7 protein-coding genes and 1 pseudogene are annotated in these 5,844 nt (G+C 73.5%); 4 read left to right on the top strand and 4 right to left on the bottom strand.

The features are described from left to right. Nucleotides 1-574, bottom strand: a pseudogene (locus H5J29_RS18680) (hypothetical protein); the annotation flags it as partial. An 84-nt stretch (nt 575-658) separates the two neighbouring features. Between H5J29_RS18680 and H5J29_RS18675 the strand changes: the two are divergent. The 3 genes from H5J29_RS18675 to H5J29_RS18665 all read left to right on the top strand — a co-directional run bounded on the left by H5J29_RS18675 (nt 659) and on the right by H5J29_RS18665 (nt 2,263). Beyond that, the gene (locus tag H5J29_RS18675) at nt 659-1,225 is read left to right on the top strand and encodes a hypothetical protein (protein ID WP_181782242.1); all 567 of its coding nucleotides are present in this window, start codon (nt 659-661) and stop codon (nt 1,223-1,225) included. 30 nt (nt 1,226-1,255) lie between these two features. Beyond that, nucleotides 1,256-1,780 carry a hypothetical protein gene (locus H5J29_RS18670; RefSeq protein WP_181782241.1) on the top strand — a complete coding sequence of 175 codons (525 nt, stop codon included), beginning with the start codon at nt 1,256-1,258 and terminating at the stop codon, nt 1,778-1,780. 228 nt (nt 1,781-2,008) lie between these two features. After that, a complete protein-coding gene (locus H5J29_RS18665; RefSeq protein WP_181782240.1) occupies nt 2,009-2,263 on the top strand; it encodes a hypothetical protein in 255 nt (84 codons plus the stop codon). A gap of 75 nt (nt 2,264-2,338) precedes the next feature. On the opposite strand, the gene H5J29_RS18660 is transcribed toward H5J29_RS18665, so the two are convergent. Genes H5J29_RS18660 through H5J29_RS18650 form a run of 3 tightly spaced genes read right to left on the bottom strand, consistent with a single transcriptional unit; the run spans nt 2,339 to nt 4,360 of the window. Next, nucleotides 2,339-3,166, bottom strand: coding sequence for a family 1 encapsulin nanocompartment shell protein (locus H5J29_RS18660; RefSeq protein ID WP_181782239.1), 828 nt, complete (start codon nt 3,164-3,166; stop codon nt 2,339-2,341). A gap of 31 nt (nt 3,167-3,197) precedes the next feature. Continuing rightward, the gene (locus H5J29_RS18655; protein ID WP_181782238.1) at nt 3,198-3,779 is read right to left on the bottom strand and encodes a hemerythrin domain-containing protein; all 582 of its coding nucleotides are present in this window, start codon (nt 3,777-3,779) and stop codon (nt 3,198-3,200) included. Nucleotides 3,780-3,829: 50 nt separating this feature from the next. Next, nucleotides 3,830-4,360 carry a YbhB/YbcL family Raf kinase inhibitor-like protein gene (locus H5J29_RS18650; protein WP_181782237.1) on the bottom strand — a complete coding sequence of 177 codons (531 nt, stop codon included), beginning with the start codon at nt 4,358-4,360 and terminating at the stop codon, nt 3,830-3,832. Nucleotides 4,361-4,402: 42 nt separating this feature from the next. Here H5J29_RS18650 and H5J29_RS18645 point away from each other — a divergent pair. Beyond that, the coding region (locus tag H5J29_RS18645; protein WP_181782236.1) for a Na+/H+ antiporter at nt 4,403-5,844 on the top strand (1,442 nt) is incomplete at its 3' end.

Below are 5,844 nucleotides of genomic sequence, written 5' to 3'. Positions count from 1 at the left end.
CCGTCCAGCCGCCGAGGGCCGACTCGCCGTCCTCCGGGCCGAAGCCGGACCAGCTGACCGTGCGGGTGAGCCGTCCCGACCGCACCTCGTCCGCGATCGCCGGGTCGGCGAGGGCGGCGTCGAGGATGCCGCGCAGGTCGCGCTCGACCGTCTCGGTGATCCGGTGCCCGTCCGCCGCGGCGATGCGCCGGGCCTCGCGCGCCATCGCGCCGACCAGTTTGGAGCGTTGGGCCGAGAGCTGCCGCAGCTGCGGGCCGTCGAGGGACTTCTGGGCCGAGGAGAGCTCGTCGCCGAGGTCGAGCAGGGCGTCGAGCTGGTCGCCGCGCTCCCGGGCGAGCAGGTTGGACAGCCACGCGGCCTGGGTCGGCCTGCGGAGCCTGCCGATGACCTTCGCGGCCTCCTTGTCGCCCACCTCCTTCGCCTCGCCGACGAGCTCGTCGCGGACCGGCACGAAGTCGTCCGGCGGCACGCCGTAGAGCTCGTCCGCCGCGGCCTCGATGCGCTCGGCGGGATCGGGTCCGGCAGCGGCCTCGGCATCGGCCTGTGCGTCGTCCGACGACGGAGTGTGGTTCATCCTCACTCGATTCAGTGTGGTACCGGTCACAGATCGATGTGCCTCAGTCCGATTGTGACAGCGCGGAGGCGGGCACTCAGCTGTATGAGCAGCACCGCAGTCATCGTAGTGATCGTCGTGGTGGTGATCGCCCTGCTGGCCGTCGTGGCGTTCACCTGGTCTCGCATGGGGCGGCGCCGCAGCGCCGCACTCAAGGAGCGTTTCGGCCCCGAGTACGACCGCCAGCTGGAGGAGACCGGCGACCCGGCGGAGACCGACCGGATCCTCGCCGAGCGGGAGAAGCGCCACCGCGGGCTGCAGCTGCGCGAGCTGGACGACCGCGAGCGGGAGACCTTCACCCGTCGCTGGACCCAGGTCCAGAGCGAGTTCGTGGACGACCCGGACCGCGCCGTCGAGCACGCCGACAGCCTGGTGGACGAGCTGATGTCCGCACGCGGCTACCCGGTCGACGACGCGGCCCGCCGGGCCGAGGACGTCTCCGTCGACCATCCGGTGGTCGTCCAGCGCTACCGCGAGGCTCGCCGGATCGCCACGGCCAACCGCAACGGCGGCACCGACACCGAGGATCTGCGCAGCGCCGTGACGGCCTACCGCGACCTGGTCCACGCCCTGCTGGGCGAGGACTCGGGCCGCGCGAACTCCCACGCCTGAGCACGCGATCCGAGCGAGAGGAACGAGCAGATGAGCGACGACCGCAGCTTCATGGACAAGGTCCTCGGCCGTGACGAGCCGAGCGCCGTGGACACCCGGGACCGTGACACCGAGACCCGTGACACCGGGACCCGCGACACCGGGACCCGCGACACCCGGACCCCCAGGCGCGACGCCGACGTCCCCGCCTCGCGCGACCACCAGGACCACCTGGCAGGCGACCACCTGGCGGGCGACCGCCGGGACGACCACCTGGCGGGCGACCGTCGAGACGATCACCTGACCGGGGACCGCCGACCCGAGCGGACGAGCGTGGACGGGCTCCGCGACGACCGGCGCCAGGAACAGGCGCAGGGCCAGGAGCAGCACCGAGACGTCCGCGTGGTCGACGTGCGCAGGGACGCCGACCAGCACCGGACCGGCGACCCCGCCCGCACCGACCCCGGCCACTCCGACCCCGGCCACTCCGACCCCGGCCACTCCGACCCCGGCCACTCCGACGCGGCCCGTTCCGGGACCGCCCAGGACCCCCGCTACGACGCCGCGGGCGACTAGACCGGAGCCCGACACACCGACACCCGGCCCGCGCAGGGCGGCCCGACCCGCCAGTACCAGCGCACCTCCCCGGACGCCGAATGGCTCGAGCCCACCGACGGCCGGGCCACGACGGACTCCGACCGGAGCGCCCAGGACACCCAGTCGGAGCGCACCCGGGCCGCCCACACCGAGGACGACCGGAGCCACGGCACCCGCCGCGGCACGCCGGGCGACCTGCCCGCCCTGGTGCCGGGGGAGCGCGCGGAGGACTACCGCCGCCGGTGGGAGTCGGTGAAGGCCGGCTTCGTCGACGAGCCCCGCGGCGCCGTCAAGGACGCGAACGAGCTGGTCGGACAGGTGCTCGACGACGTCGCCGAGCTGTTCTCCCGCCAGCGCAGCGAGCTCGAGGCCGACCTGCGCAACGAGCAGGCGTCCACCGAGGACCTCCGGCTGGCCCTGGGGCGCTACCGGAGCTTCTTCGACCGGCTCCTGACCCTCTGACCGAAACCCTCTGACCGAGCTCACGGACGCGGCACCTCCACTCACGACGGAGGTGCCGCGTCCGGCGCTGCGGGCTCAGGTCAGGACGACCGCGGCGTCGGGCTCCAGGACCCGGAACGTGAAGCTCTCCTCGATGTAGAGGCTCACCGACTCGGCGTCGTGGTGGCTGTAGCCGACGGAGAGGTCCTGACCCACGTCGAGCACGAAGTCCCCGCCCCGCTCGCTCACCACCACCGCGCTGTCCACGCCCGGCGACCAGATGACCGAGCCGCCCAGGATGTTCTTGAGGTGGTCGAACAGCAGGTACCCGCCGAGCTCCGTCGACTCCACGATCGTCGTGTAGAGGTCCGGGTTCACGCAGAGCGAGTAGGGCCCGCCGATGCCGCTGCGCCGCAGGGCGTCCACCCCGCGCGCCACGACGCCCGGCCACGCGAGGCAGTCGTCGCCGAGCGGGAGCGACGGGTGCGGCGAGTTCTGCGCGATGCCCTCGACCTGGGCGGCGGGCCAGCCGTGGAAGACGGCTCGGTTCTCGATCTCGGCCGCGACCCGGGCGGCGCGCGCCAGGTCGTCGAAGTCCGGGTCGGCGGCACCGCGCTGGACGTCGTCGATCTCCGCGCGGCTCACCGTGAAGGGCACCCGGACCTCGGCGAGCGGCTGCACCCTGCGGGAGAGCGCGCGCACGTCCGCGGCGCCGCCGACACCGGGCGGGGGACCGGTGAGCGGGGTGGTGCGGCCCAGCGAGTAGGCGGAACGGTGCCAGCCGCCCGCCCCCACGAAGTCGACGACCTTGCGGGCCGCCAGCAGCGGGGTGAGCCGCTCCCGGGCCTCGTCGTCGATCGCCTTCCACGACTCGGTGGGGATCGGCGCGTGGGCCCTGAGCAGGTGGTCGGAGGGTGCGGTCACGGGAAGTGCTCCTAGCGGGGTGCGTGGTGGGTCAGCGGGTGCGGAGGCTGCCGATGCCGAGCGAGACGTCCCCGGACGAGTCCGAGGGCGGGCGGATCTCCCGCTCGATGCTCGCGACGTACTCTTCCGGGTCCTTATCGGTCACGTCGAGGCCCCGCGTGCCCTTGTGGCGCGCCTTGAACTCGGTGAACTGCGTGCCGAGCGAGTCGCGGAGACCGGTCGGGGCGTTGAGCCGGAAGTCCGGCAGGCCCTCGTTCTCCTCCTCGCCCATGTGCTCGTCGTTGGCGGCGCGGGCGGCGTCGACGCCCTCCCACCAACCGGCGCTGCCGACGGGGTGTCGGTCGGCGGTGCGGACCCCGTCGCGAATGTCGTTGTGGTCGCCGATCGCGTCGAGGGTCTCCTCCTCGGGGTCGTTCTCCCCCTTGCGGAGCAGCTGCGGGTAGAAGATCCGCTCCTCCGCCTCGGCGTGGACGTCGAGTAGGTCGGCCAGGGGGCGCCAGAGGCTGCGGAGCGAGGCGGGATCGGCCTCGGCGGCGCGGAGCTCGTCCAGCTCCGCGAAGCGGCGCCGGAACCACTCGTGGTCGTCGAGGATCAGCTGGGTGATGTCGGGCACGGCGGGACCGTACTGCCGCACGGCCCCGCTCGCCCGTCGAGAATGGACCCTCAGCCCTTGTTCTCGTGGGTCGCGACGATCGTCGCCCGTGCGAGGGTGTGGCTGAACAGGTTGAAGCCGAGGAAGGCTGGGGTGGCGCCCTCCGGGAGGCCCAGGCTCTCGACGTCCACCGCGTGCACCACGAAGTAGTAGCGGTGCGGGCCGTGCCCGGGGGGCGGGGCGGCACCGAGGAAACGCTTCAGACCGCCGTCGTTGGCCAGGGTGAGAGCGTCGCCGGGAAGGGCCGCGCCCTCGTCGCCCGCACCGGTGTCCAGCGAGGTGGTCGACGCCGGGAGGTCCACGACGGCCCAGTGCCAGAACCCCGACGCGGTGGGGGCGTCCGGGTCGTAGCAGGTGACCACGAAGGACTTGGTCTCCGCGGGAAAGCCGCTCCAGGTCAGCGACGGGGACACGTCCTCGCCCCCGGCGCCGAAGATGCCGGAGAGCTGCGGGGTGTCCAGCGTGCCACCGTCGACGACGTCGGTGCTGGTCACGTCGAACGACGGGACTTCGGGCAGTGCGCTGTACGGGCTGTCACTCATGGTCTCCGATCATGGCACCGATCGGCCTGGGAGGCTGCACCCGTGGAGATCCTGCTGCTCATCGTGGGTCTGATGCTCGGTGCGGTCCTGCTGGTCGGCCTCGGTGACCGGCTGCGGCTGCCGTGGCCCGCCCTGATGGTCGTGCTGGGGGCGCTGGTCGCACTGGTCCCGGGCCTGCCCGACTCCTTCGAGATCGACCCCGAGCTGATCCTCCCGCTGTTCCTGCCCCCGCTGCTGTTCGCCACGGCCCAACGGACCTCCTGGTCGCTGTTCCGGGCCCGTTGGCGGTCGATCGTGCTGCTCGCGGTCGCCCTCGTCGTCGCGACCGTGACGGCCGTCGCCGGCACGATGAGCCTGCTCGTGCCCGGCATCGCGGTCACGGCCGCGGTCGCGCTCGGCGCCATGGTCGCGCCGCCGGACCCGGTGGCCGTCGAGGCCGTGGCCGGGCCCGTGCGGATGCCGCGCAGGCTGCTCACGGTGCTGCAGAGCGAGGGCCTGTTCAACGACGCCACCGCGCTCGTGATCTTCCAGGCCGCGGTGCTCGCCACCGTGCGGGGCGACGAGCTGTCCGTCGGGCTGCTAGCGCTGGACTTCGTGGTCGGGGCGGTGCTCGCCGTGCTGATCGGGCTCGTCGCGGCCTGGCTCGCCCGGCAGGTGCTCGACCGGATCACCGACACCATCGGGCGCAGCGCGCTCACCCTCGTGCTGCCCTTCGCCGTCTACCTCGCGGCGGAGCAGGCCCACGCCTCCGGGGTCCTCGCCGTCGTCGTCACGGCCCTGCAGCTGCGCAGGCTCGGCGACGCCGACGAGGCCGCGGAACGGCTCGTCCAACGCTCCTTCTGGGACGTCGTCGAGATGCTCGTGACGGGCGTCGCGTTCGGCCTGATCGGGTTGGACCTGCGGCAGGTGGTCACCGAGGCGGGCGCGGACCTGCCGCGGATCCTCGGGCACGCCGCGGTCGTCTGCGCGGTCGTGGTGGCGGTGCGGGTGCTCTGGATGACGGTGGCGTGTCTGTCCGTCCGGCGCCGGGACGACCCGTCGGCCGCGCCCCGGACCGTCCGCGAGGCCGTCGTACTGTCCTGGTGCGGGATGCGGGGCCTCGCGACCCTCGCCCTCGCGCTGTCGCTACCGGCCACGACGGCGTCCGGTGCGCCCTTCCCGCACCGGGCCGAGCTCACCGTGATCGCGGTGTCCGTGCTGGTCGTCACGCTGCTGCTGCCCGGCTTCACGCTGCCGACGCTCGTCCGGCTGCTCGGCGTCAGCGAGACGGCCGAGGTCGAGGAGCGCGCCGAGCAGCGCATCAACCGGCGGGCCCAGCGGGCGGCACTCACCACCATGGCGGCGGCGATCGACCGGCCGGACAGCGAGGGGCCGCTCCCCGAGGAGGTCCAGGCCGCGCTGCGGGAGCGGATCGGCAGGCTCGACGCCGTGCTCTCCGGCGAGTCGATGTCCGAGGACGAACGCGCCCGGTTCCGGGCGATCCG

The organism is Pseudonocardia pini, from assembly GCF_013870575.1.
Lineage (GTDB): Bacteria > Actinomycetota > Actinomycetes > Mycobacteriales > Pseudonocardiaceae > Pseudonocardia > Pseudonocardia pini.
The sequence above is the reverse complement of the archived record's forward strand: the minus strand, read 5'-3'. Positions and strand labels throughout refer to the sequence as shown.

Bases quoted from the DNA above. Each gene is read 5' to 3' on its own strand.
- H5J29_RS18675 (WP_181782242.1), top strand. From the start codon at position 659: ATGAGCAGCACCGCAGTCATCGTAGTGATCGTCGTGGTGGTGATCGCC.
- H5J29_RS18670 (WP_181782241.1), top strand. From the start codon at position 1,256: ATGAGCGACGACCGCAGCTTCATGGACAAGGTCCTCGGCCGTGACGAG.
- H5J29_RS18650 (WP_181782237.1), bottom strand. From the start codon at position 4,360: ATGAGTGACAGCCCGTACAGCGCACTGCCCGAAGTCCCGTCGTTCGAC.